Source organism: Mesorhizobium sp. B2-4-19, assembly GCF_006441315.1.
Classification (GTDB): Bacteria; Pseudomonadota; Alphaproteobacteria; order Rhizobiales; family Rhizobiaceae; genus Mesorhizobium.
In genome coordinates, this window is sequence record NZ_VFUV01000019.1 from 14323 (window position 1) to 33627 (window position 19305).

At 63.7% G+C, this 19305-nt stretch carries 24 protein-coding genes and 1 pseudogene; 12 read left to right on the top strand and 13 right to left on the bottom strand.

The window, feature by feature from the left end; genetic code table 11:
• Positions 1-51: 51 nt before the first annotated feature.
• From FJ546_RS25420 to FJ546_RS25430, 3 genes are all read right to left on the bottom strand, one after another.
• A complete protein-coding gene (locus tag FJ546_RS25420; protein WP_181168093.1) occupies positions 52-2688 on the bottom strand; it encodes an EAL domain-containing protein in 2637 nt (878 codons plus the stop codon).
• 177 nt (positions 2689-2865) lie between these two features.
• On the bottom strand, positions 2866-3726 hold the full coding sequence (locus FJ546_RS25425; protein WP_140891830.1) for a class I SAM-dependent methyltransferase: 861 nt from the start codon (positions 3724-3726) through the stop codon (positions 2866-2868).
• Positions 3727-3957: 231 nt separating this feature from the next.
• A complete protein-coding gene (locus FJ546_RS25430) occupies positions 3958-4422 on the bottom strand; it encodes an NUDIX domain-containing protein (protein WP_140891831.1) in 465 nt (154 codons plus the stop codon).
• A 187-nt stretch (positions 4423-4609) separates the two neighbouring features.
• On the opposite strand from FJ546_RS25430, the gene FJ546_RS25435 reads away from it, so the two are divergent.
• Positions 4610-5140, top strand: a complete 531-nt coding sequence (locus tag FJ546_RS25435) for a sterol desaturase family protein (protein ID WP_140891832.1) — start codon at positions 4610-4612, stop codon at positions 5138-5140.
• 35 nt (positions 5141-5175) lie between these two features.
• Here FJ546_RS25435 and rsgA read toward each other — a convergent pair whose 3' ends face one another.
• Complete coding sequence (gene rsgA, locus FJ546_RS25440; RefSeq protein ID WP_181168082.1) at positions 5176-6216, bottom strand: ribosome small subunit-dependent GTPase A; 1041 nt, start codon at positions 6214-6216, stop codon at positions 5176-5178.
• Here rsgA and FJ546_RS31735 point away from each other — a divergent pair.
• A complete protein-coding gene (locus tag FJ546_RS31735; protein ID WP_246686954.1) occupies positions 6215-6727 on the top strand; it encodes an excalibur calcium-binding domain-containing protein in 513 nt (170 codons plus the stop codon). The genes rsgA and FJ546_RS31735 overlap by 2 nt on opposite strands.
• Position 6728: 1 nt before the next feature.
• Here the strand turns inward: FJ546_RS31735 and dinB are convergent, their stop codons facing one another.
• Entirely contained in the window at positions 6729-7976 is a 1248-nt protein-coding gene (gene dinB, locus FJ546_RS25450) for a DNA polymerase IV (protein WP_140891833.1), read from the bottom strand.
• Between the two features lie 207 nt (positions 7977-8183).
• Between dinB and FJ546_RS25455 the strand changes: the two are divergent.
• Positions 8184-8318: pseudogene (locus tag FJ546_RS25455) on the top strand (DUF899 family protein); the annotation flags it as partial.
• Positions 8319-8451: 133 nt separating this feature from the next.
• Here the strand turns inward: FJ546_RS25455 and FJ546_RS25460 are convergent.
• On the bottom strand, positions 8452-8874 hold the full coding sequence (locus tag FJ546_RS25460) for a helix-turn-helix domain-containing protein (RefSeq protein WP_140891834.1): 423 nt from the start codon (positions 8872-8874) through the stop codon (positions 8452-8454).
• A 111-nt stretch (positions 8875-8985) separates the two neighbouring features.
• On the opposite strand from FJ546_RS25460, the gene FJ546_RS25465 reads away from it, so the two are divergent.
• The 3 genes from FJ546_RS25465 (at position 8986) to FJ546_RS31945 (ending at position 9997) form a co-directional block, all read left to right on the top strand.
• On the top strand, positions 8986-9573 hold the full coding sequence (locus FJ546_RS25465) for a dihydrofolate reductase family protein (RefSeq protein ID WP_140891835.1): 588 nt from the start codon (positions 8986-8988) through the stop codon (positions 9571-9573).
• Between the two features lie 167 nt (positions 9574-9740).
• A complete protein-coding gene (locus FJ546_RS31740; protein WP_281405663.1) occupies positions 9741-9908 on the top strand; it encodes a hypothetical protein in 168 nt (55 codons plus the stop codon).
• Positions 9854-9997 carry a hypothetical protein gene (locus tag FJ546_RS31945; protein WP_281405662.1) on the top strand — a complete coding sequence of 48 codons (144 nt, stop codon included), beginning with the start codon at positions 9854-9856 and terminating at the stop codon, positions 9995-9997. Before FJ546_RS31740 ends, FJ546_RS31945 begins: the two co-directional genes overlap by 55 nt.
• Positions 9998-10032: 35 nt before the next feature.
• On the opposite strand, the gene FJ546_RS31745 is transcribed toward FJ546_RS31945, so the two are convergent.
• On the bottom strand, positions 10033-10494 hold the full coding sequence (locus tag FJ546_RS31745) for a hypothetical protein (protein WP_246686955.1): 462 nt from the start codon (positions 10492-10494) through the stop codon (positions 10033-10035).
• 83 nt (positions 10495-10577) lie between these two features.
• On the opposite strand from FJ546_RS31745, the gene FJ546_RS25475 reads away from it, so the two are divergent.
• Positions 10578-11531 carry an alpha/beta hydrolase gene (locus tag FJ546_RS25475; protein WP_140891836.1) on the top strand — a complete coding sequence of 318 codons (954 nt, stop codon included), beginning with the start codon at positions 10578-10580 and terminating at the stop codon, positions 11529-11531.
• A gap of 88 nt (positions 11532-11619) precedes the next feature.
• Positions 11620-12549: a sigma-70 family RNA polymerase sigma factor gene (locus FJ546_RS25480; RefSeq protein WP_140891837.1), complete on the top strand. Its 930-nt coding sequence runs from the start codon at positions 11620-11622 to the stop codon at positions 12547-12549.
• A gap of 42 nt (positions 12550-12591) precedes the next feature.
• Here FJ546_RS25480 and FJ546_RS25485 read toward each other — a convergent pair whose 3' ends face one another.
• The 4 genes from FJ546_RS25485 to ada form a co-directional block, all read right to left on the bottom strand.
• On the bottom strand, positions 12592-13335 hold the full coding sequence (locus FJ546_RS25485) for a 2OG-Fe(II) oxygenase (RefSeq protein WP_140891838.1): 744 nt from the start codon (positions 13333-13335) through the stop codon (positions 12592-12594).
• On the bottom strand, positions 13332-13883 hold the full coding sequence (locus FJ546_RS25490; protein WP_140891839.1) for a methylated-DNA--[protein]-cysteine S-methyltransferase: 552 nt from the start codon (positions 13881-13883) through the stop codon (positions 13332-13334). The genes FJ546_RS25485 and FJ546_RS25490 overlap by 4 nt, the downstream gene beginning before the upstream one ends.
• 309 nt (positions 13884-14192) lie before the next feature.
• On the bottom strand, positions 14193-14402 hold the full coding sequence (locus FJ546_RS25500; RefSeq protein WP_246686956.1) for a hypothetical protein: 210 nt from the start codon (positions 14400-14402) through the stop codon (positions 14193-14195).
• 18 nt (positions 14403-14420) lie between these two features.
• Positions 14421-15548, bottom strand: coding sequence for a bifunctional DNA-binding transcriptional regulator/O6-methylguanine-DNA methyltransferase Ada (ada, locus tag FJ546_RS25505; RefSeq protein ID WP_140891841.1), 1128 nt, complete (start codon positions 15546-15548; stop codon positions 14421-14423).
• A gap of 131 nt (positions 15549-15679) precedes the next feature.
• On the opposite strand from ada, the gene FJ546_RS25510 reads away from it, so the two are divergent.
• Entirely contained in the window at positions 15680-15856 is a 177-nt protein-coding gene (locus tag FJ546_RS25510; RefSeq protein WP_246686957.1) for a type II toxin-antitoxin system HigB family toxin, read from the top strand.
• Positions 15834-16232, top strand: coding sequence for a type II toxin-antitoxin system HigA family antitoxin (locus tag FJ546_RS25515; RefSeq protein WP_140891842.1), 399 nt, complete (start codon positions 15834-15836; stop codon positions 16230-16232). Before FJ546_RS25510 ends, FJ546_RS25515 begins: the two co-directional genes overlap by 23 nt.
• A gap of 33 nt (positions 16233-16265) precedes the next feature.
• On the opposite strand, the gene FJ546_RS25520 is transcribed toward FJ546_RS25515, so the two are convergent.
• On the bottom strand, positions 16266-16958 hold the full coding sequence (locus FJ546_RS25520) for a helix-turn-helix domain-containing protein (RefSeq protein ID WP_140891843.1): 693 nt from the start codon (positions 16956-16958) through the stop codon (positions 16266-16268).
• 176 nt (positions 16959-17134) lie between these two features.
• On the opposite strand from FJ546_RS25520, the gene FJ546_RS25525 reads away from it, so the two are divergent.
• Positions 17135-17461 carry a DUF1330 domain-containing protein gene (locus tag FJ546_RS25525; RefSeq protein WP_140891844.1) on the top strand — a complete coding sequence of 109 codons (327 nt, stop codon included), beginning with the start codon at positions 17135-17137 and terminating at the stop codon, positions 17459-17461.
• 121 nt (positions 17462-17582) lie between these two features.
• A complete protein-coding gene (locus FJ546_RS25530) occupies positions 17583-18119 on the top strand; it encodes a hypothetical protein (RefSeq protein WP_181168083.1) in 537 nt (178 codons plus the stop codon).
• Between the two features lie 81 nt (positions 18120-18200).
• Here the strand turns inward: FJ546_RS25530 and FJ546_RS25535 are convergent, their stop codons facing one another.
• Positions 18201-19271, bottom strand: coding sequence for a phosphatase PAP2 family protein (locus tag FJ546_RS25535; RefSeq protein WP_140891845.1), 1071 nt, complete (start codon positions 19269-19271; stop codon positions 18201-18203).
• Positions 19272-19305 lie beyond the last annotated feature (34 nt).

Genomic DNA, 19305 nt, shown 5'->3' on the forward strand with positions numbered 1-19305 from the left:
GCGCGCGAAGCTTTCTGCTATGGAGCGCATGCCGGGGATTTCGAACAAGGGCTAGCTTGCCACTGGCAATCGTCGAGATCGAGCAAAGCTTCTCAGCCGGTCGGAATCCATTGCGTGCCCGAATGCGTAGCCTTGCAATATATCGCAGCCAAGCTCCTTGAGCACACGGGCGTGCTTCATTGTCTCGACGCCTTCGGCTATGATCTCGATATCTAGGGACTTGCCGATTTCGATGATCGACGAGACGACCTGCCGTCGCTGGTGTGAGTTCACGATAGGATCCACCAACTGGCGATCTATCTTGAGGCGGCGAGGCTGCAATTTGAGCAGGCTGACAATAGAGGCATAACCGGTGCCGAAATCGTCGATTTCGATGTCGATGCCGAGTTGCTTGATCTGCTCGACGTTCCATGTGACCAGATCATCGTTGTTGTCGAGGAAGATCGACTCGACGAGCTCAAAGGAAAAAGTCCCCTTTCTGATGTTGAGGTCACGCAAGCTCTTCAGGAGTTCCTCGTCTTGAAGGCGTCGTGCCGATACGTTGACCGACACGCGCGGAATACCGATCTTGTCGGCGGACCACGCTTCGAAATCCAGAAGCGATTGCTGGAGGACTTTCCGATCTATTACCGACACGACGTTCAGTTCTTCAGCGGTCTTCAGGAAAGCCTCAGGCGTCAGAATCCCTTTCTCTGGATGCCTCCACCGCACCAGGGCTTCAACGCCGACGATCTCCAGCGTCTTTGCATCAAATTGAGGCTGGTAGAATACGATGAATTCGTCCCGCTCGAGACCGGCTAGAATCTCGTCGGCAATTCTCTTCGTGTTGACGATCTCGCTCTGCAGGTCTCCACTGAAGAATTCATAGCGGTTGCGGCCCCGCTTCTTTGCCCGGTAGAGGGCAATATCGGCATTCACCAGCAACTGTCTGGTATCGGCGTCTCTATCATTGTCGATCGCAATCCCGACGCTGACGCCAAACCGACATTGATGGCCGTGGTAATAAACAGGTTTGCGCATCTGCTCGATGATGTTGTCAGCGAGCGCCGCGGCCTGGCTGACATCGCCGTGCACCGTGCAGAGCACGATGAATTCGTCTCCTCCAATCCGAGCGACAAAACCGTGGTCGCCGACGTTGGACTTGAGAACGGATGACGCATGCACCAGCATTGCGTCGCCTGCCGCATGACCAAGCGTATCGTTGATGTGCTTGAAGCGGTCCAGATCCATGTGAAGCAGCGCCGCGCGGCCGCCGTTGAGTCTGGCCTTTGCCCCATAATCTTCCAGCATCCGGTCCAGATAACGCCGATTGGGCAACTCCGTCAGCGAATCGTGCAAGGCGATGTGTTCTATCCGCGCCTTGGCAGACTCGAGTTCCGTATTTTTCGACTCGGTCAACCGCTTTGCGCGAACCAGATCGGTGGTCAGCAAGACGTCTGCCGTCACGTCCCACTCCGCGCCGACCATTCGAGGCGAATTGTTTGCGATCTGGTAGAAGATCGCCCTGGACCGGACGTGACGAATTTCGCCGTTCGGCCGAACAACCCGGTATTCCGATGAATATGTGCTTCGCCCGGCTGCTGCCTTGTCGAAATCCGCAAGCGCGCCAGGCAGATCGGCAGGATGAATGGCCCCGGCCCAGTCCGAATATCCGCGCGGTCCGCCATCGGGCTCTCTGCCGTAGATCTCGTTGACGCGATCGTCCCACGTCAGATGGTTGGTTTCGAGGTCGTGCTCCCACACTCCGATGGCCGACGCCTCCAGAGCAAGTTCCAGCCGTCGTGACAGCCGATGCAGTTCCCAGTAGTTTCGCTGCCTCTCCTTGATCAGGCGGCCTGCCGCCAGGGAGGGGATCAAGATCAGTGCGGCCGCTGCAGCCATGATCGCCCTCAGCAGCCATGCGTTGGCGGGAGTGGTGGGCCAACCGTTCTTGGGAATGGCGGCGATCTGCCAGGAGCCCGACGGGAGCAGAACGTCGGCCGTCACCGGATTGTTTTTGACGACTCGTTGGTCACCGAAGAACTGGACTCCCTTCGCGCCAAGGGCATCGCCGCCGATGAGTGCGACGTCAATCCCGAGATCCTTGTCGAGGAGACCCGTCGCCTGGTAAAGGCGCTGCACGTCGACGACCGCCGAAACAATGCCCCAGAACCGGTCGGTGTTGCCCGCGCTTTTCACGAATACCGGGAAACGACCGATGAAAGCCTGTCCTCCCTGCGCCAGATCGACCGGGCCAGCGAGAATGAGCCTGCGCTCGTCGCGCGCACGCAGGGCAGCCGCGCGCTGCTGGTCGTTCTTGCGGTAATCGAGACCGATGGCCTTCTCGTTGCCGGCCATCGGATACATCAGGGAAATGACCAGGTCGGGCGCGCCGGCAATATTGCGAAGTTGGGACTCTTCGCTGAACAGGCGGCTGGCAAGTTCTGTGAAGCGTTGCTCTCCCATGTATGGTTCGGTCGTGACCGTGGCGACCAGACCTCGAACCAGCTGAAGGTTGCCGTTGATGTTTCCTTCGAGCTTGGCGCGAATTACATTGACCTTGGCCAGCACATCCACGCGGGCGGCCTGGTCCGAAACGATCTTGTTCTGATGGTCCGCGAACGCCGCGCAAACGGCAATAACCACAATCGCAATCCCCACCGGGATCCTTGCCGGCGAGAAGACGGCCCCCCTCAAGCGGCCGAGCATTTCGGCGAAATGAGCCAATAGGGCGAGGTTCCCTGTGCTTGTCAGGCTCCCTGGGAGAGCCTCATCAAGGGAATATTAGTACGCAATAACTTAATTTTAGCCTTCACAGTCTGTAAAATTTTTGCGCTTGCGGGCGCTGATGCGGGCGATCGCACCAGCACTCGCCACATAGCGGCGTTAGTGGCTGTCGACCTTTTTCTGGACGATCCGATACGTCCCAACGCCGCGCTTGGTTGCTCCAATTGAATAGGCCATCGGAATCCTTGGAGCGTTTTCGGGCAGACCGTACATGTCCTTGCCGGCCCTCACCGCGAATGAAAAATGCTTCCAGGAAACCGTGTCATGCTCATTGAGGAAATCGAGCGTCAGCCCCGCCGCGATCAGCGCGTTCACCACGTCGCTGATCGGATGGATCCACTCATAGTATCGAGGATGCTCCAAGGTTCGTTCATCGCCGGTATAGGTCTGCTTCTCGTTCCAGACGAGCGGCCGCGCCACCGGCGTTCGCCAGTCGTCCTTCAATTCGAGGGCGGCAGCCTTGCGATTGCACTGGAACATCAAGGGATGGCCCTCGGCCATGTACAGCCGGCCGCCAGGCCGCAGAAGATCGGCGACCACCCGAGCCCAACGAAAGACATCGTCAAGCCAGTTCACCGACCCCCAGGTGACGTAGACTACGTCATAGGTCTGGTCGAGTGCTTCGACCGCCTCGTATAGCGGCGCCTCCACGAAGCGAACGTCACTGCCTGCCTTGGAGGCGAAATCCCTCGCCGCGGCGATCGCCCTCGGTGAAAAATCCAGGCCGGTCACGCTGCCCGCGCCGAGATTCTTCAGGCTGATCGTGTCGAGCCCGATGTGACATTGCAGATGGACGATGTCCTTGCCGAAAATGTCTCCGACCTCGCGCGTTTCCAGCTCATAGAGATTGGATCCACCGGCCAGCACATTCTCAATGCGGTAGCTGCCCGTTCTGTCGGTCGCGTGTATTTCGGCCCGATCGTCCCAATTCAGCAGGTTCGCGTCCAGAAACGGTTCCAAAATGCCCCCGATCTCAGCCGTCGCAAGGTTAACAGCTGGTTAATAGACATTGCAGTGAGCAGGCATGCGCGTCAATCCCGGAAGTGGCGCCCGTCGCGGCGCCCATTCCCGAGATCGAGACGATCGCTGTCATCAGCTCGGTGGCGAGACAGCTGCCGGGAGGAGGTTCCCCGGTTCAGCGAGTCCGCCTTGCCGGGCCCTTGAGGTGACGGGTCACGAATATTGCGGCAATCAACCGGATTCCAATTGCGCTGCCAGATCCGCCAGCATCGGGCGCTGGCCGACAAGCATCTTGACCTCGGCCTCGGGCAAGGAGAACCAGCCGGTCCTGTCGACCTCCGGGAATTCCTTCATCGATCCGGACTTCGGCGGCCATTCCATGATGAAGGTGTTGCTCCTGGTGGCGGTCGCATCGAGGTCGGCCTCGACGGACCAGGCGATAACGATCTTGCCGCCCGGCTGCTTGTAGTCACCCAGGCGCGCGAAGGAGCCGTCGACCGTGATGCCGAGCTCTTCCCCGGCCTCGCGTTGCGCCGCCGCCAGTTCGTCCTCGTCCTCGTCGATGAGGCCTTTCGGGATCGACCATGCGCCTTCATCCTTCCTTGCCCAGAACGGGCCGCCGGGATGAACCAGAAGCACCCTGATATCCCCGTCTATTCGACGATAAATCAGCAGGCCCGCACTGCGTTTTGCCATTTTTGCATGTCCGTTTGCGGCGCCGGTGCGAGGTTTTGCCGATTCTCGGGTCGATCATGCGTGCTGAACTTGCACCGCGAAATTGCGACGCTATGTCAGATGCATCGGCATTGCACCTCATTCGCGAGTTCGGCAATCTGATAGCATCGTTTCAGGGGCGGCGTCGAAATCAGATGGGGCGTCCGGAATGCAACTCGGTCTGATCGGTTACTACAGCGATTTCGTGGTCTATCCGCTGGCGATCGCCCTGTTGGGCGTGGCCGGGCTGATCGAGGCAGGGGAAGAGAGCGCGCCGGACTGGATCGGCACGGTGCTGATCTGTCTCGGCCTGTGGACGTTGATCGAATACGTCCTGCACCGCTTCGTCCTGCATCACGTCCCCTACATCAGGGATCTGCACGACCGTCATCATATCGAGGAGCGCAGTCCGGTGGGCACGCCGACCTGGCTCAGCCTGGGCGTGCATGCGCTGATCGCGCTGCCCATCTGGCTGCTCTCGGATTTCGCGACCGCCAGCGCGGTGAGCTGCGGGCTGATGCTGGGCTATCTCTGGTACGTCAGCGTCCACCACATGATCCATCATTGGCACCCCGCCCATCCGAGCTATCTCTACACGCTCAAGCGCCGCCACGCGGTGCACCACCATATCGACGACAACGCCAATTTCGGCGTGACGTCGCTGTTCTGGGACCGGATTTTCGGCACGGCGCGGCTTTGAGGGCAGTAGGGCAGTAGGGCAGTAGGGGCAGCCGTTCAGCGCCGCTTGCCGCGGCCGGCGGGAGACTTGGCGCCGCGAGATCCTGTCAGCACCGGCGTGTTGTGCTGGTTTTCGTCGGACAGTTTGCGCCAGCGGGCCAGGCGCTCCGGATCGAGCGTGCCGGCCTTCAACGCAGCCTGCACCGCGCAGCCCGGCTCGTGCACATGCGTGCAGTCGCGGAATTTGCAGAGCGGCGCCAACTCGGTGATTTCGGCAAACAGCGTGTCGATGCCGTAGGCGACGTCGCTGACTTGCAGCGTGCGCATGCCCGGCGTGTCGATCACCCAGCCGCCACCGGCAATGGCGTGCAGCGACCGCGCCGTGGTGGTGTGGCGTCCCTTGGCATCGTGTTCGCGAATGGCTCCGGTCTGCTGCGCCGATCCGGCCAAACTATTGACCAGTGTCGATTTGCCAACGCCGGAGGAACCGATCAGCGCCACCGTCTGCCCCGCGCCGCACCAGGCAGCGAGTGCGGTCGCGGCGCCCGATATGCGCGGGTTCAGCGTCACCACGGCCAATCCGCGCTGCAGCGCGGCGGCTTGGCTTTGGTACGCCTCGGCGTCCTCGGCCGTATCGGCCTTGGTCAGCAGGATCACGGGGGTCGTTCCGGCCTCGTTGGCCAGCGCCAGATAGCGTTCGAGCCGGGCGATGTTGAAGTCGGCATTGCAGGACGTGACGATGAACAGCGTGTCGACATTGGCCGCGGCCAGCTGTGGCCCCCTGCCGCCCTGGACGCGGCGCTCCAGAACCGTCTTGCGGGTCAGGCGACGCCGCACGAGGTGGCTATGCGGCTCGACCAGCACCCAGTCGCCGACGGCGTAGTCGCCGGTGGTGGCCTGCGGCGCCAGGGACAGGTCGGTTTGTCCCCTCTGCGACTGGCCGCTCAGCCGGTCTCGATGGACCATGGCAATGCGGGTCGGGACGAGGTTTGCATCGCCCGGTTCAAGCTGGTCGCCGAAGAACTCCGACCATCCAAGGCCGGCAAGCGATAGGGATGGGGCGGAGGAGGAGGCCGTCACGGCTTCGACCAAGGGCATGGCGTCGCTGACATCGGACAATCCCGGGAAAAATAGGAGAGGCGCGGACCTCTCGGGACGGGCGATCCGCCCACGCCGCTGTATGGGCGGCACGGAGGGGTTTGGCAAGCGCTGCCGGTTGTCGCGGCAGCCCGGTGAAGATAGATTTGTGTCGGGTCTGAAGCTGGGGGTGCCGGGAATGCTTCTGCCATTCTTGCATTGGCCTGCAACTCGTCGCCACGGCAGGCTGAAATACCTGGCTCTTTTCGCGCCGTTCATCCTCTTGTCCGGCTACATCGCCTACGGCTTTGTCGGCATCCAGATTGACTCGCCGCTCGCCGCCTTAAGGCACTTTGCCGCGTTCCCCAACTGTGCGGCCGCCCGCGCCGTCGGCCTTGCCCCCGCGCGCAAGGGACAGCCGGGCTATTGGCCGACGCATGATGCCGACAGGGACGGTATCGCCTGTGAACCTTGGCATGGGGGAAGCGGCAGCGGCGTCAGGGTGCATCGCTATTCGCGGACCGGCAGATAGCTCACAGCTCCTTTTCCGCCAGTTCCCTGAACTCGTCGGGCACGGAGCGTGCCGCTTCCAGCGCCACCGTGCCGTAGCCGACGGCCTGCTTGCCGAAGCGTTCGCGGATCTTGTCGATGGCGCGGTCGGCGCCGAAGCGGGCGAGGCCTTTTTTGCTACCGGGGCGGCGCTTCTCGTCGGCGAGGCCGAGCGGCAGGTCGAGCTGCAGCTCCGCGCTCTCCTCCAGGTGCGAGACCGAGACCGCCAGCAGCGAGATGGTCTTTTCGCGTGGATGGTCGGCGAGCACGCCGCGCACCAGGTCGCCGGCAATCTCGGCCAGCATGGTGGTCGCCGAGATCGGCTGATCCAGCGTGATCGAGCGCGTGACGGCGCTGAAATCGGCAAAGCGCACGCGCACCGTCACCGTGCGGCCCGGCCGCCCCTTGGCGCGCAGCCGGCTGGCGACGCGGTCGGCCAGATGCAGCAAGGTGGGCACGATCACCCGCGCCACGGCGGGTTTCTGGCCAAGGGCCGATTGCGCGCCGGCCGAATGCGCCCGGCGCCTGGTCTCCAGTTTCCTCGGGTCGCGGTTCCATGCAAGAGAGGCAAGCTTTTCGCCGGCGGCGGGACCAAGCAGCCGCGTCAGCGCGCCGCTATGCGTTCTGGCCAGCTCGCCGATGGTCTCGACGCCGATTTCCGCCAGCCTTGCCTTGGTCGCCGGACCGACGCCCCACATCAGCGAGACCGGCAGGTCGTGCAGGAAGGCCAGCTCGGTGCCGGAATCGACGACCACCAGCCCGTCGGGCTTGGCGACCTGCGAGGCGATCTTGGCCAGATGCTTGGTGCGGGCGACGCCGATCGAGATCGGCAGGCCGAGTTCGGCCCGCACGCGGCGGCGGATCGCCGTGGCGATCTCCTGCGGTTGCCCGAACAGATGCGTGCAGCCTGCGACGTCGGCGAAGGCCTCGTCGATGGAGATGCGCTCGACCACCGGCGTGAAATCGTCGAGCACCTTGATCGCCGCATCCCCCAGCCGCTGGTAGTGGCTGAAATTGCCGCCGACGAAGATCAGTTGCGGGCAAAGCTCGCGCGCCTTGCGCCCCGGCATGCCGCCGCGCACGCCGAAGGCGCGCGCTTCATAGGAGGCGGCGAGCACCACGCCGCCGCCGACCGCGATCGGCTTGCCGCGCAGCGACGGGTCGAGCAGCTGCTCCACCGAGGCGTAGAAAGCATCGAGATCGGCATGCAGGATGGTGGCTCTCGTTTCCATCCGGCTGCATATCCACGGTTGCTGATGGACCGGAACAAATAGAGAACATAACATGTACATCTGTCAAGCGCCATGTCCGCGCCCGGCTGTATCGCCTGTGCTCTTCCCGCGAAAATTGCACAGCCAATGTCGGATCGCGGTTTTCAGCAACGTCCTAGAGACGGGCAACAAGGCTGTCAGCATGCCTGAATGCGGAAGGAGCACGACATGACCGACCACATCATCGCGCCTTACTCGGACTGGTTTGAAGCGCACAAATCGCATCTCGCAAAAGAGAAGGCGCTTACCCGCCAGCGTCAACAACTCGCGGCGGAGCGGCGCGCACTGCCTTGGCTGCGCATCGAAAACGGGCCATCGCATACGCTGGGCGATTGGGTCCGCCTTCACGACGAGTATGATGGTCGATGATGATCCGATATCGCCGCGCTGTTAAGCCCCGCCTCGGCCTTGCGGCATCCATCAGGAGCTTCGGCGATCATGTGTTCGCCAGATGCTCGGCCCGCAGCGCCGCCTTCATCCGTTCCAGCGCCGGCTCGCCGCCGGCCGCCAGTTCGTCGGCGATGCGGGCGAGCTGATCGTCGGCCTTGCGGTGCTTGCTGCCCCAGGCGCCGAGCGTGGCCAGCACCGGCAACAGGTCGATGCCGGCTTCCGTCAGCCGGTAGATCGCCTTCAGCCGGTGGCTCGGATCGTCGCTGCGGGTGAGGATGCCTTCGTCCTGCAGCCTCTGCAGCCGCTCGGCCAGCGTGCGCGAGGAGATGCCTTCATCCGATTGCAGGAATTCGCGAAAATGCCTTTTCCCGGCGAAGACCAGGTCGCGGACGATGAGCAGCGTCCAGCGATCACCAAGCAGTTCCAGCGACAGGCTGATCGGGCAGCCGGACCTTTCGCGCGTCGACATGTCTATGGTTCCATTTTTAAATCACTTTACTCTTGACATCGTTTTTGCCTTGCGTCAATGGTTCCAAAAGTAAAGCAATTTCCTTTGAACCGAACAAACGAGGAGACGACGATGAAGAAGCTCATCTTGCAGATGCAGATGTCGGTCGACGGTTTTGTCGGGGCGAACGAGGACCATCGCTGGCAGCTCTGGGAATGGGGCGACGACATTGGCTGGGACGAAGAGCTGAAGCGCGATTTCAACACCGTCTTCGCCGGCATCGACACCATCCTGCTCAGCCGCAAGATGGCCGAGGAGGGCTATCTCAGCCATTGGGGCAATGCGGCAAAGAGGTTTCCGCGCGATCCGTTCTACGCCTTCGCCCAGCGCATCGTGGACGCCTTGAAGGTGGTGCCGAGCGACAGGCTGAAAACCTCGCGATGGGAGCGCACGACGGTGGTGAGCGGCGACCTGCCGCGTGAGGTCAACGCGCTGAAAGCGGGCGAGGGTGCTGATATCGCCGTCTTCGGCGGCGCCGGCTTCGCCTCGTCGCTGATCGCCGCCGGGCTGGTCGACGAGTTCCAGCTGTTCATCAATCCGGCCGTGCTGGGCGCCGGCCGCCGCATCTTCGACGAGGGCGGTTTTCGTAACCTCCGGCTGCTCGGCTCGAAAGCCTATGCCTGCGGCATGGTGGTCAACCGCTACGCCCCGGCGCAGTGAGTGGGGCACGGCGAAGGTTCCTGTCAAAAAACCGTTTGGGCAGAATCCCTTGCCCTCGTCTCTTCGTCTTCAAGCTGCGGTCGCCGGCGTGGCGGCCGCCTCAATCCCAGACGGCGATGACGATGATCCTGGTGACGGGCGCCACGGGGCTGAACGGCAAGGCGATCATGCGCGAGTTCGCGCGGCAGGGGCATGAGGTGAGGGCGCTGGTGCGCGATCCGGACCGGGCGTCGGCGGCAGGGCTCGGCGGACTGCCGGCGTGGAACTGGTCGCGGGCGACATGCGCCGGGCGGAAGCGCTGGGCGCGGCACTTGATGGCATCGACCGCGTGCTGATGATTTCGACTGCTGCCGACGACATGACGGAAACGCAGTGCCGCTTCATCGATTCCTGCAGCCAGGCCGGTGTCGCGCATGTGTGGTGAAGTTCTGGCATCGACGCATCTGCGCCCCAGCCAGTTCATGCAGGTGTACCTGCGCGACGACCATTGCCGCCGAGGGCGCATTCTGTCTCGCGCTCGGCGAGACCGAACTGTCGCCGGTCGATGTCGAGGATATCGCCAAGGTGGCCTTCCGGCTGCTGCGCGATGGCGGCCATGAAGGCGAGAGCCTCGATATGACCGGACCGCAGGCGCTGACGATGAGCGATATCGCCGCGCTTATATCGCAGGCGATCGGCAAGCCGGTTCGCTATGTCGATGTCAGCCCCGCAGAGCGGCGACGCAATCTGCTGGCCAGCGGCGTTCCGGCCGGCTTCGCCGATGCGCTGGACGAACAATTGGCCGAGCGGTTGCGACGGCCGAAATCGCGGGTGCACCTGGCGACGCACGACATGTTCGGCGTGCGGCCGACGCCGTTCGTCGAATTTGCCCAACGCCACGCCGCGATGTTTCGGGCTAGCCGGGGCGGAAAAATCGTCCACGGCGACGTATCCTTTTTGTCGGCCCACTCGTCTTTGCTTTCCGAAAGGTCGCGCGGTCCGCGATCCGTAACCAGGAGAGCATCATGGCGAGCATCGAGAGCGAGGCAAACAGGAACCACTACGCGGCGATCGCCGCCAATGCCGGTAAAATGAGTCCGCAGGCGTTCGTCGAGTTCAACGATGCCAGTTGGACGGCGCTGACCGGAGAACCCGGCGGCGTCGACTATATCGAGGCGGATGCCGGCGGCGTGCCGGCGTTGTGGACTGTGCCGAAGGGCGCCGACGAGCAGCGCGTGCTGTTTTATGCGCATGGCGGCGGCTTCGTCGGCGGCTCGATCTACACCCATCGCAAGCTGGTCGGCCATCTGGCCAAGGCCGTCGGCTGCCGGGCCTTGCTCTATGGCTATCCGCTGGCCAGCCAGGCCAAGTATCCGGCCCAGCTCGATGCGGCGATGGTCGCCTGGAACTGGCTCATCGACCAGGGCTTCGACACCAGGCGGATCGTGCTTGCCGCGGATTCCTGCGGCGCGGTGCTGACCTATGGCGTCCTGCAGCGGTTGCGCGCGCAAGGGCGGCCGCTGCCGGCCGCCACTCTGATCATCTCCGGCTGGTTCGACATGGCGCTGACCGCTGCCAGCTATGAAACCAACCGCGAAAAGGATCCTTTCTTCGCCAAGGGCGGCGTCGACTGGCTGGTGACCAACTTCATCGGCGACCGCGACCGGCTGGATCCGGAGGTCAGCCCGCTCTATGCCGATTTGAGCGGCTTTCCGCCCGTCTTCCTGCAGGCCGGCGCCGATGAGACGCTGGTCGACGAAAGCCGCATGTTCGCCGAGCGCGCGCGGCAGGCTGGCGTCGAGACGCGGCTCGACGTCTTCGACGACATGCTGCACTCCTTCCAGATGATGGCCGGCCGGGCGCCGGAAGCCGACGACGCGATCCGCCGCCTCGCCGCCTGGGTGCGGCCGAAGTTGGGGTTGCCGGCTGCCGGTGACAATGCCGCCAACGGCAAGGTTGCCGGCGGCAAGGCGGCGTAGGCATGGGCGGGCCGATCGGGTTGCGCTTCGTGCTTGTGGAGGCGCGGCGCCTGCGCGATGCTGCGGCAAGGCTGAGCGACGCGCCGCGATGAACCAGCAGATCCGCAAATCCCGTGAGATGGGGCAAGGTATCGAGCCGCGCCTCGATCCCGAAGGCCTGTTCGACCTTCGCTACCGGGCGTTCCTGGAGACGGTCTCGCATTTGCGGGTCCGTCTGCACCGCTATTGCGCGCGCATGACCGGCTCGGCTCTCGACGGCGAGGACATCATGCAGGAGGCGCTGTTCGAGGCCTATCGCAAGATCGGGCTGCTCGACGATGCGCAGGCCTTGCGGCCGTGGCTGTTCCGCATCGCGCATAACAGGTGCATCGATTTCATCCGCAGCCGCCGCACGCGGCTCAAGGCCGAAGCTGGCTATGCCAGCGATGAGATCGTGCTGCCGGTCGAACCCGCCGGTGCGGGCGCCGGCCGCGCCATCGAAAGGCTGGTGGTGCACCTGCCGCCGAAGGAGCGCGCCTGCGTGCTGCTCAAGGATGTCTTCGACCATTCGCTGGAGGAGATTGCCGGCCTGGTCGGCTCGACATCGGGCGGCGTCAAGTCGGCGCTCAATCGCGGCCGGGCCAAGCTCGCCGCCTTGCCGGCGCAACCGGTCGCGGCACCCGCGCACGACCCCGAACTGGAGCGGCTGCTGAGCCGCTATGTCGAGCTCTTCAATGCCAGGGACTGGGACGGGGTGCGGGCGCTGACCAGCGCCGACGCCCGGCTGCGGGTTTCGGACTGCTACGATGGCCTGCTCTCCGACTCGCCCTATTTCGTCGAGTATGAGCGCGGCGAGCCTTGGCGCATGCGGCCAGCCGTGGTCCAGGAGGAGGCCTTGCTGCTCGTCGACAGGCTCCATGGCGAGCTCTGGCGGCCAGCCTATTTCGTGCGCATCCATGCCGACGGCGGTGTCATTGACCACATCGCCGACTATTATGCCTGCCCGTGGATCCTGGAGATGGTGGCTGCCGACCGATGATGGAGTGGCGATCCGCCCTACTGGGAGGCGTGAACCGGCACCTTACTTCGCATCGTGAAAGATGATGCCGACCGTGTGGCGCATGCCTGAGCGCAGGCGGCTGACGCCGTGGCGCAGGTTGACGCGGTAGTTGCCTTTCGTTCCCTGCACCGGCCGGTTGTGGACGGCGAAGGCCACCGCGTCGCCCTGGCGCAAGGGCACAACCTCGACCCGGCTCTGCATGCGCGGCCGCTGTTCGGTCAGCGCGAATTCGCCGCCGGTAAAATCCTCGCCCGGTTCGGAGAGCAGGATCGCCACCTGGAGGGGAAAGGCGAGATCGCCATAGAGGTCCTGGTGCAGGCAGTTGAAGTCGCCGGGGACATATTGCAGCAGAAGCGGCGTCGGCCTGACCTGGCCGGCGGCATGGCATTGTTCCAGAAATTCGGCATGCGTGGCGGGGTAGCGCAGGGGGATCGCCATGCGCTCGTTCCAGCGGTTGGCGACCTCGGCCAGCCTGGGATAGAGCGCGCTGCGCAGGCCGCCGAGCAGGTCCGGCAAGGGATAGCGGAAGTAGCGGTATTCGCCCCTGCCGAAACCGTGCCTGGCCATGTGGATGTGGCTGCGGAAATGCTGCTCCTGGGGGTAGAGGCCGGCGATCTGCCGGCACTCTTCGGGCGAGAGCAGCTTTTCCATCACCGCGCAGCCGAAGCCGTCGAGCTCGGCGGCCAGCGCCGGCCAGTCGTATGCGGCGACGCGTGTTTCGGCGGCTTCCACCGCCGCTGTGGCAACCTTGGCGTGAGCGTTCATATCGCGGCCTCCTTGTCGAGTAGAGCGCGCTTGCGTTCGATGCCCCAACGGTAGCCCGACAGCGTGCCGTCGGCGCCAACAACGCGGTGGCAGGGAATGCCGAGCGCGATGGCGTTGGCGGCACAAGCGGTCGCCACGGCACGAGCGCCGTTCGGCCGGCCAAGGCGCCGGGCAAGCGCGGTGTAGGTGATGGTGGCGCCGCAAGGGATGGCGCGCAGCACCTCCCACACCCTTTGCTGGAACGGCGTGCCATGGCGCATGTCGAGCGGCAGGTCGAGGCCGGCGCTGGGCGTTTCGATGAAGCGGGCTATAGCCGCGAGATCATCGTGGAGAGAGCCCTTGTCTTTGACCAGCACCTTGCCGGGAAAGCGGTCGGCGAGGTCCTGCTCCAGCGCGTCGGCGTCGGAGCCGATCAGGATGGCGCAGACGCCGATCGGGCTGCGCGCCGCGAGGATCTTGCCGATCGCGGATTGGCCGACGGCGTAGGCGATGGTGTCGAGGGTGGCTATCGCCGCCGGTGTGGTTATTTGGGTTTGCAAGAGGTTCATTGCCCTGACTCCTTTGTCTGTGCCTGAACCCTACAGAGGCGGCTTTCCTCGCTCACTCCGGTGCTTGCTTTCAAATTCAAATCGCATCTGTGAAGACCACCGTCGTCGCGTTCTGTGGCGCCCCCCTCTGTCCTGCCGGACATCTCCCCCACGAGTGGGGAGATTGGCCGTCACCACTGCTTTCGCCAATCTCCAGCGTTGCAAGAAATGAGCCGGCGCCAGAGCTGCCAATCTCCCTCCTTGTGGGGGAGATGTCCGGCAGGACAGAGGGGGGCGCCGTAGAGCGCTGACTTTTGAACCGTCTACAGGTCACGCGACACGCGTGACGGACACCTCACCGAGCAGGAAAACCTCGCCTGACAACAGCCGCAGCTCGATCTCGCCACTCGCAGTGCGGCCCCATTCGGCCTTACCGGCATCGACCAGCTTGCCGATGGCGGCCAAGACCTGTGACTTCGCGTCGATGGCGGCACCGTTGGCGATCTCGATGTTCGCACCGGCGGCGGAAGACCTTGCCATCGTGCGCATCGCCGGTCGTCACGCCCGCGAAGACCGGCAGGCCCTGCCGGCGGCCTTCGCCGATCCGCCGGCCTCGTGGTCGAGCAGCGCGCGCTTGCGCTCGGCGCCCCAGGCGTAGCCGGACAGGACGCCGTCCTTGCGGATCACGCGGTGGCAGGGAATCGCGACCGCATGGGCGTTGGCGGCGCAGGCGGCTGCGACGGCGCGGGTTGCCCTGGGCGCGCCGATGCGCGCGGCGATCTCGGCATAGGAAACCGTGCCGCCGACCGGGATGTCCTGCAAGGCTTGCCAGACGCGCTGCTGGAAGGCGGTGCCGCGCACGTCGAGCGGCAGGTCGAGGCCGAGTTGTGGGGCCTCGACGAAGCCGACGACGCGGGCGACCAGCGCCTCGTAGTCGCGGTCGCCGCCGATCAGCCGCGCCTTGGGGAAACGGTCCTGCAGGTCGCGCACCAGCGCGTCCGGATCGTCGCCGAGCAGGATCGAGGCGACGCCCCTGCGGCTCGACGCGACCAGTATGGCGCCGAGCGAGGTCTCGCCGACGGCGAAGCGTATGTCCTCATTGGCGCCGCCCGCACGGTAGCGCGTCGGCGTCATGCCGAGCATGCCGGTGGATTTCTCGTAGAAGCGCCCGCTCGAGTTGAAGCCGGCATCGTAGATCGCCACCGTGACGCTGGCGCCGTCCTCGAGACCCTGGCGGACCCGGGCGGCACGATGCGCGGCGGCATAGTCCTTCGGCGTCAGCCCGGTGATCGCCTTGAAGACGCGGTGGAAATAGCCGGCGCTGCGCCCGGCGGCATCAGCCAGTTCGGCCAGCGATGGCTCTTCCTCGCTCTGTTCGATCCTGCGGCATGCATCGGCGACCATCGCGGCATTGCCGGCCTCGAGCGAAGGGCCGTCCGGATTGCAGCGCCGGCAGGCGCGAAAGCCGGTCGCCTTCGCCTGAGCCAGCGTGTCGTGCAGTTGGACATTGACGGGATTGGCGCGCCGCGACGGGCAGGAGGGCCGGCAATAGACGCCGGTCGTCGCCACCGAATACCAGAATTGCCCATCCGCCGATTTGTCGCGCGCGACGATGCGCGCCCAGCGCGGGTCATCAGCGACCGGCAGCGGCGTCGATTTGAGGTCTTTGGCGAGAGTGATGAACATGCCGCATTGAAGCCGCTGGAAGACGGCTCCGCCACCCGTTTCCTGCCAACCGCCAGGATGCCTCGCACGGGTTCTTCCCAGATTGGGAAACTCCCTCTTGTTCCCAAATTGGGAAGTTGCTATATCGGGACATGCAGGTCATCGCCAGGAAAGCGCTGAAGGATTTTTGGGCCAAACACAATCAGGCCGAAGCTCCTTTGACGGCTTGGTATGTGGCTGTCAGCAACGCTGACTGGAAAACTCCGGCAGACATCAAGGCCGCGTTTGGAGCGACAGTCGATTTCGATGGAAAACATTCGACCCATTAAGACCGAAGCCGATTACGATTGGGCGATCGCCGAAATCACCAAATATTTCGAGAATGAACCGGAGGTCGGCTCACTCGATGGTGATCGCTTCGACGTTCTTGCAACTCTGATTGAGGCTTATGAGGACAAGCACTACCCGATTGAAGCCCCCGATCCCATCGAAGCCATTCATTCGCACATGCAACTGTTCAGCCTATCGCGAAAGGCTCTGGCCGAGGTGATCGGATCATCGCCTCGGGCAACCGAGGTGCTGAACAGGAAGCGCGCTCTTACCGTGGATATGATCTTCAAGCTGAACAAGGAATGGAACATTCCTGCCGAAGTCCTCGTGCAACCCTATCACCTTGCAAATGATAGGGAGCGCAAGCGAGCCTAAGCCGACTGGCTTCGTTGGCATGAACCGGTTCTCCTATGCCGCCCTCTTGGGTTCCACGGCGAACGGGCTGAGCCCGAGCCAGGTCTGTATCTTCTTGCCGATAGCCTGGTCGCCCGTCAGGGAAACCTTCGCGCCGGCTTTCTCGACGGTCAGCAACCCCATCCAGATTGCCGTCATCGTGTGCAGGTCGGTGGAGACGTAGAGATCGACATCGAAGCCCGGATCGTACCAGCACAGATCGACCTCGCCGTGCTTTTCGACGATCAGCCACCACGAGCGTTTGGACGCCGGCAGATCCAGATACAGAAATTGTATCACCGTGCGTCCTTCGGGGAGCGGCGAGGGGTTCAGATTGCGCCGCATGTCCCACATCAGCAGCGACGGATCGAGGTTCTTGAGCGACAACCGGGACTCGACCCATTTCTGTCCCCAAAAACCCATCGCCTCGACGACGGGGCGCAGATCGCGGCCGGCCTCGGTCAGCCGGTAGTCGAAGATCCCCTTCTCGCCCGGCACCTCCTTGCGCTCGACGATCCCCGCCAGCTCGAGCTCCTTCAACCGTTGCGACAGAAGGGTCGGCGACATTTTGGGGACGCCGCGGCGCAGGTCGTTGAAGCGGGTCGAACCCGCCACCAGTTCGCGCATCAGCACCATCGTCCAGCGGGTGCACAGCACCTCGGCGGCCATCGATAGCGGGCAGAACTGCTTGTATCCGTGCTGGGCCATGATCGGTGCTCCTCCCTCGAAGCTGGCCGAACATTAGGCCTTCATGAATGAAGCGGCCAGTACGGAAACTGTACCGCCCCAGTACAGATCGCGGACTGGTTGGCGAGGGGCCGGCCATGCGAGCCCTTTGGCCGGTCGCACGGGATAGCCCTGTGCGCCGCAACCAGGAGACGACCATGACTGCTTACGTTATCGCGGACATCAAGATGAAGGATCCGAAATGGGTGCCGGGCTACGCGGCCTCGGTGCACGACATCGTCCACAAGCATGGCGGCAAATATCTGTCGCGCAGCGGCAATGTGAAGACGCTTGAAGGCAAGCCGCTTGAGACCACGCTGATCGCCCTGATGGCGTTCCCGTCGGAAGCGGCGGCGCGCGCCTTCACCAACGATCCGGCCTATGCGCCTTTCGTTTCGGCGCGTCAGGGCGGCAGCGATAGCCGCTTCCAGCTGATCGACGATACCGATCTGGCCGGAACGATCCCATATCTACCCAAGGGATGATCCTTCCCGGCAGTCGTCACATCGATTTCGGGATCTCCAAGCAGCAACAGTCACAGCGCTTGCCTGCCGGGCCGCCATATTTTCGGCGGCCGGCCAGCTGTGCTTTTTCAAGAAGAATGGAATGGATATGAAATCAAACTTTCGCAACAGGCTCGTCATGACGGGGGCCATGCTGGCCGTCTGCGCCACCTTCGCACAGGCGCATCAGGAAGCGGCCGGAGCCGCGTCCGGTCCCAATCCGCTGGCCGAGAAGGTACAGGCGGCCAACAGCCGGTTCCTCGATGTCAAGGCGGCGACGGCCGAGGGCTATGCGCCCATTCCCTGCGCCAGCGGCATCACCGGTGGCGCCATGGGCATCCACTACGTCAACGGCCAATACCTGAAGGACGACAAGATCGACATCGCCCGTCCCGAGGCCGTGATGTACGAGCCGATGGCCGACGGAACGCTCAAGCTGGTGGCGGTCGAATACATCACCTCGAAGGGGCCGGCGTCGCTGGACGGACAGCTGTTCAACTTCAACAGCGCCCCCAACCGTTATGGCCTGGGTGAATTCTACGAGCTGCATGTCTGGGCCTGGAAGGGCAACCCGACCGGCACTTTCGCCGACATGAACCCGAAAGTGTCTTGCGAACACGCGATGGCGCCGAGCCAGTAGCCGGCAAGGTCAGGCGGCGCTATGCCGCTAGCCTCTTCCGAGAGGCGGCGGGGTGGTTCGCCTGGCCTCGGCCAGGCCCGGTCATTGCGGTGCCGGTTCGGGCAGAGGCAGGCGCATCCCGACGGTATCGCGGCTCGTCCGCGGCAGAACGAAACGCCCGGTCAGGTACCAGATTACGGATACGACGAGGATCGAAAGGTAGCCGTCCACGGCATAGTGCCAGCCGGTATAGACCGAGCCGAACAGGATGAGTGCCGCGAAGGACCAGCCGGCGACGGCCCAGCAGCGGCCGAAACCGCTCAGGAACAACGCGTTGAGCGTGACGAAGGCGACATGCATGCTTGGCATGGCGGAGATACCGCCGCCCAGTTCGGGGCGGCCGCTTGTGTAGACTGTGAGCAGATAGCTGGCATACATGTGGACCGGCGCGGCGTAGCCGTTCCGGTCCAAGGCGGTCTGCAACCCGGCAAACCGGTCGCCGCCGTAGAACTGGTCGTGAAATATCGGGCCGGCGGAAGACAGCGCCATGGCCAGAACGGTGCCGCACAGGATCGTGGTCAGCGCGAGCGCCCAGAGATAACGCAAACGCGCTGCCGGGCTGTTCCAGAAGGCGACGAACAGCAAGGTGCCGAACCATTGCACGTGCCAGCCATATCCGTAGCCGATGAAGATGACAGCCGAAATGCGTTCGGGAACGACGCGATGCGCCCATGTCCAGGGATCGGCGCCATGCAGCCCAACATCGAGCTCCGCCAGCATGCGGTCGGCGTAGAAGGGCACGATATCGGGGATGAGGATCTTGAAGGTGGTGAAGGCGGTTATGCCGAGAAAGGACAGCAGGATCACCGATGCGGCGCCCAGCCAGCGCTGCCTGAGCATATCGAGCATGAACCGCGTCGGGCTATGCCTGGCAAATGTCAGCGCCATCGCGCCGAGGCCGGCGGCAAGAAGCGTAGGCAGGAAGAAGACGAATGGCTCCGCGTAGGATTGCGCCAGGTGCAGATAGCGGCCCGGCTGCAGGCAAAACGCGGCCAGGGCATAGGTCAGGCACAGGGCGGTCAGCATCCAGCCGCTCCTGGTCGCGGCGATGTCCAGGTCAAAAACGCCAAGCGGCCGGCACTCGCCGTTCCGCTGCGCGGTGTGCGCACTCATTGAGGAAAACCCGCCAACTGCCCAAGCATTAACA

What these genes read in the sequence shown, in the direction of transcription:
- FJ546_RS31740 (WP_281405663.1), top strand. Translation starts at nt 9,741, where the DNA reads ATGCGCGAGTTCGCGCGGCAGGGGCATGAGGTGAGGGCGCTGGTGCGC.
- FJ546_RS25510 (WP_246686957.1), top strand. Translation starts at nt 15,680, where the DNA reads ATGCAGGTCATCGCCAGGAAAGCGCTGAAGGATTTTTGGGCCAAACAC.
- ada (WP_140891841.1), bottom strand. Translation starts at nt 15,548, where the DNA reads ATGTTCATCACTCTCGCCAAAGACCTCAAATCGACGCCGCTGCCGGTC.
- FJ546_RS25435 (WP_140891832.1), top strand. Translation starts at nt 4,610, where the DNA reads ATGCAACTCGGTCTGATCGGTTACTACAGCGATTTCGTGGTCTATCCG.
- FJ546_RS25500 (WP_246686956.1), bottom strand. Translation starts at nt 14,402, where the DNA reads ATGGCAAGGTCTTCCGCCGCCGGTGCGAACATCGAGATCGCCAACGGT.
- FJ546_RS25420 (WP_181168093.1), bottom strand. Translation starts at nt 2,688, where the DNA reads ATGCTCGGCCGCTTGAGGGGGGCCGTCTTCTCGCCGGCAAGGATCCCG.
- FJ546_RS25475 (WP_140891836.1), top strand. Translation starts at nt 10,578, where the DNA reads ATGGCGAGCATCGAGAGCGAGGCAAACAGGAACCACTACGCGGCGATC.
- FJ546_RS31735 (WP_246686954.1), top strand. Translation starts at nt 6,215, where the DNA reads ATGGCGTCGCTGACATCGGACAATCCCGGGAAAAATAGGAGAGGCGCG.
- FJ546_RS25465 (WP_140891835.1), top strand. Translation starts at nt 8,986, where the DNA reads ATGAAGAAGCTCATCTTGCAGATGCAGATGTCGGTCGACGGTTTTGTC.
- FJ546_RS25525 (WP_140891844.1), top strand. Translation starts at nt 17,135, where the DNA reads ATGACTGCTTACGTTATCGCGGACATCAAGATGAAGGATCCGAAATGG.
- FJ546_RS25460 (WP_140891834.1), bottom strand. Translation starts at nt 8,874, where the DNA reads ATGTCGACGCGCGAAAGGTCCGGCTGCCCGATCAGCCTGTCGCTGGAA.
- FJ546_RS25430 (WP_140891831.1), bottom strand. Translation starts at nt 4,422, where the DNA reads ATGGCAAAACGCAGTGCGGGCCTGCTGATTTATCGTCGAATAGACGGG.
- FJ546_RS25480 (WP_140891837.1), top strand. Translation starts at nt 11,620, where the DNA reads ATGAACCAGCAGATCCGCAAATCCCGTGAGATGGGGCAAGGTATCGAG.
- FJ546_RS25530 (WP_181168083.1), top strand. Translation starts at nt 17,583, where the DNA reads ATGGATATGAAATCAAACTTTCGCAACAGGCTCGTCATGACGGGGGCC.
- FJ546_RS25520 (WP_140891843.1), bottom strand. Translation starts at nt 16,958, where the DNA reads ATGGCCCAGCACGGATACAAGCAGTTCTGCCCGCTATCGATGGCCGCC.
- FJ546_RS25515 (WP_140891842.1), top strand. Translation starts at nt 15,834, where the DNA reads ATGGAAAACATTCGACCCATTAAGACCGAAGCCGATTACGATTGGGCG.
- FJ546_RS25485 (WP_140891838.1), bottom strand. Translation starts at nt 13,335, where the DNA reads ATGAACGCTCACGCCAAGGTTGCCACAGCGGCGGTGGAAGCCGCCGAA.
- rsgA (WP_181168082.1), bottom strand. Translation starts at nt 6,216, where the DNA reads ATGCCCTTGGTCGAAGCCGTGACGGCCTCCTCCTCCGCCCCATCCCTA.
- dinB (WP_140891833.1), bottom strand. Translation starts at nt 7,976, where the DNA reads ATGGAAACGAGAGCCACCATCCTGCATGCCGATCTCGATGCTTTCTAC.
- FJ546_RS31945 (WP_281405662.1), top strand. Translation starts at nt 9,854, where the DNA reads ATGCGCCGGGCGGAAGCGCTGGGCGCGGCACTTGATGGCATCGACCGC.
- FJ546_RS25490 (WP_140891839.1), bottom strand. Translation starts at nt 13,883, where the DNA reads ATGAACCTCTTGCAAACCCAAATAACCACACCGGCGGCGATAGCCACC.
- FJ546_RS25535 (WP_140891845.1), bottom strand. Translation starts at nt 19,271, where the DNA reads ATGAGTGCGCACACCGCGCAGCGGAACGGCGAGTGCCGGCCGCTTGGC.